Annotated in this window: 2 protein-coding genes; one reads left to right on the forward strand and one right to left on the reverse strand. The window is 65.1% G+C overall.

Annotation, left to right across the window (positions count from 1 at the left end; translation table 11 throughout):
* Positions 1-285 precede the first annotated feature (285 nt).
* Complete coding sequence (locus tag ACULPM_RS07625) at positions 286-1,887, forward strand: MFS transporter (RefSeq protein ID WP_167929314.1); 1,602 nt, start codon at positions 286-288, stop codon at positions 1,885-1,887.
* A gap of 357 nt (positions 1,888-2,244) precedes the next feature.
* Here ACULPM_RS07625 and ACULPM_RS07630 read toward each other — a convergent pair whose 3' ends face one another.
* Positions 2,245-3,276, reverse strand: a complete 1,032-nt coding sequence (locus tag ACULPM_RS07630; protein WP_445330987.1) for a type IV toxin-antitoxin system AbiEi family antitoxin domain-containing protein — start codon at positions 3,274-3,276, stop codon at positions 2,245-2,247.
* Positions 3,277-3,560 lie beyond the last annotated feature (284 nt).

The raw sequence follows: 3,560 nt of genomic DNA on the forward strand, positions 1-3,560 counted from the left end.
GGGGTTATGGCAGCCATCACCCTGCCATAACCCCAATCCCCGCAACACCAAAGTCACGCCGATCGCCATAACCCCTGGTCTCGCAACGTCGTAACAGACCGACGTCGAGCGGTCGGTCCTTCTCGCCTCGTCGGCCGCCCACGGGACCACCCACGCCGCCGTTTCCGCCGCTCGCGGAAGAAGCCCGTTTTTGAAGATTCTATTGGCCTGTTCACGCTAAACTGATATATCAGTTAGAGGGGCAAGAAGCCCCGTGGAAGGGCCGCAACAACAAGGGGAGAGTGTATGGCAGAAAAGACAGCGCAGGCGCCGCATCACAATGCCGGTGCCACCAACCGGGCGAAGATGTACCAGCTCGTCCTGTTCCCGTTCAACAACGGCGCGACGAACGTGTACTACGTCCTGCTCATGAACTACATCGCCTACTACGCCAACGGCGTGCTGGGCCTGCTTCTGGCCTTCGCGACCACCATGGTCACGGTCACGCGCATCTTCGATGCCGTGATCGACCCGTTCATCGGCGTCTTCATCGACCGCACCGAGACCAAGATCGGCAAGTTCCGCCCGTTCATCATCCTGGGCAACGTGGTCATGGCCGTCTCGTCGCTGCTGCTCTTCTACGGCACGCGCCTCATCCCTGCTGACATGGAGCTGCTGCGGTATGTGGGCTACACCCTCTGCTACATGCTCCTCATGGTCGGCTACGCCATGCAGACCTCCTGCACGCGCTCCGGCCAGACCTGCCTCACCAACGACCCCAACCAGCGCCCGACGTTCACGATGTTCAACACCATCGCGTCGCTCGTCGGCATGGGCGTGACCATGGCCACCGCCTCCATCGTGGGCGGCCAGGTCGGCTTTGGCACCGAGGCCTTCTTCAACTTCCTCATCCCGCTCGTCATCATCCTCTCCGCCGCCCTCACCGCGCTCGCCGTCGTCGGCATCGCCGGCAAGGACCGCAAGGAGTACTGGGGCTTCGGCGAGTCCGAGGGCGAGAAGACCCAGCTCAAGATCAAGGACTACATCGAGATCGTCAAGGGCAACAAGGAGCTCCAGCGCCTCATGGTCGCGGCCTCCGGCACCAAGTTCGCCTTCGCCGTCGCCACCAACACCACGGTCGGCGTCCTGCTCTATGCCTGCATGATGGGCGACTACAACCAGTTCTACCTGCCCATGTACGTGATGGGCTACGTCTTCTCCGCTCCGTTCTTCATCGGCGGCCTGCGCATCAGCCAGAAGTTCGGCCAGAAGAAGACCCTCGTCACCTTCACCTCGGTCGCTCTCATCTGCTACATCGGCGTCGTCGTGCTGCTTGGCATGTGGAACCCCAACGACCCGGCGTTCGGCCTCTCGCTCTGGAGCACCGAGGGCGGCTTCCACCTTACGCTCAACGCGTACACGCTCATCTTCATCGTGCTCTATGGCCTCGGCTACGGCGCCTACTACTCCACCGCCGACATGGCCATCCCGATGGTCGCCGACGTCTCCGACTACGAGATGTTCCGCTCCGGCAACTACGCCCCGGGCGTCGTGGGCACGCTCTTCTCGTTCGTTGACAAGCTCGTGAGCTCGCTCTCCACGACCGTCGTCGGCATCGCCATCACCGCCGTTGGCCTTGCCACGCTGCCCGACACCGACACCCCCTACATGGAGGGCATGAACGTCCTCACGATCGTCCTGTTCTGCATCATCCCCATCGTCGCGTGGATCCTCACCCTCATCGCCATGAAGGGCTACAAGCTCACCGGCCCGCGCATGAAGGAGATCCAGGCCGTCAACGCCTGCCGCAAGGACGCCATCGCCGACGGCATGACCGTCGAGAAGGCCCTCGAGACCTACAAGGACGTCGAGGACATCCCCGCGGAGTACAAGGCCTCGCTCTCGTAGCGCCGCCGCGCTCTGGCGCAGCCTAGATAGCGTCTCCTCCCTGGGGCGTCCGGTCTCTGCCATGCACCGGACGCCCCAGTCCTTTGAGGGGGCGTCCTGCGCAGGCCTTCTCGCCATGCTCTCCTCCTCATGCCTCCTCCCCATGCCTCCCGAGTGACGCGTTTCGAACGGACGCGCCCTCTCCGGAGCCCTCGTCCGTCCGAAACGAGACACTCGACCGGCAGGCCACCCCGGCCGTGACGCCACGCCTCGTCTCCTCCCCGGCTGAGTGACGCGTTTCGAACGGATGGGGGCCTCAGAGGGCGTTCATCTGGTCTAAAGCTGTCACTCAGCGCGAGTGGGCCGAGGGCGGGCGCCTCACGCCAGCCCGTATGCCTCCGCCGGAACGAGGTCGAGGGTCGGGCCGTCCGGGATGGAGACGAGCGGCTCGTGGTCGCGCGGCACGCCGAAGGTCCCAAGCAGGCGGTTGAACTCGTACAGGTCACCGACCTCCTCGGGGGAGAAGCGGATAATCTTCGGCCGGTCGATGGTGATGCGGGACTCGCGCCGGCGCTCTCGTCTCAGCGCAACGAGTGGACTGCCGCCGTTCATCTCCGGGTTCCATACCTTCTCGCCCCCGTCGAGCTCACCGATGATGATGGTACCGTCAGGGAGCACCCACATGAAGTCGACGTGAAGGATGCGCCCGGGGCTCATGGGATCCTGCACGGGGACCTGCAGGTCGGGCATCTGGTACCCCAGCTGGTACATGGTCGCGCGGGCGATTGACTCCATGCCGTTGTCGGGTCGTGGGTCGGCAAACGACGCCGTCATCTCCGCCTGCCTGAAGCCGCGGTATCGTGACCCCATGGACCTGACGTACGCGATGAGCGCATCCCCGCCCAGCTTGCCCGCATGCAGGGCGGAGTCGGCGATCGCGAGCCCCTCGGGAAAGCTGTGGCGACGCATGCAGTCGAAGACCGTCCTTTCCAGTGCGGTCACGGGAACGCCGGACGCCATGACGGCGGTCTCGTCGCGCATGTGAACCGCCACAATCCTGCCCCCGTGATAGCGTCTCGCGCCGGACGACGTGGCAACCTGCAGCGGCTCCTGGAGGCGGTTTGACACGCTGAGGCCGTGCGCGACCGCGGCCGAGGTGCCGCAGAAGACCCAGTCGGGATGGAGCTCGTGGAGGGCGCGCATCATGGAGAGCGTCTGCTCGGTCTTGCTGAGCGCGCGCCAGACCTCCGCTCGCGCATACAGCCGCGGGAGCGGGGAGACGAGCTCGCCAGACCTCACACGACGCTCAAGGGCGCGATGGAGTCTCCCCGGGAACGACTCGAGGCACGCGCCGCGTCGCTCCGCCTCCCGCATGAAGACGTCAATCTCGTGGTCCACGCTCTGCCACACGCCCCCTCCTCTCCGTCTTGGTGGGGATGATAGGGGAGAGACGGACTGCGGTGTCTTCCCGGCCTCTGACGCGTCGCTGACACCGCAGGTGGGAGGGGCTGTGCGGGCCTTAATGACTTCGCGGGCGGAGCGCCCGGGCCGGCAGGCGGCGTCCTGGCGGCGTCTTGTGCGGGAGGGCGGGCCACGAGATGTCGTTTTTCTCGCCACTCGTCACGATTGCTGCGTGAGTGACGCGTTTTGGACGGACGATGCCCTTTCGGAGGTCGCGTCCGTCCAAAACGCGT

It is taken from the genome of Thermophilibacter sp. ZX-H3 (assembly GCF_052599055.1).

Coding starts and splice junctions, on each gene's coding strand:
- ACULPM_RS07625 (WP_167929314.1), top strand. CDS start 286: ATGGCAGAAAAGACAGCGCAGGCGCCGCATCACAATGCCGGTGCCACC.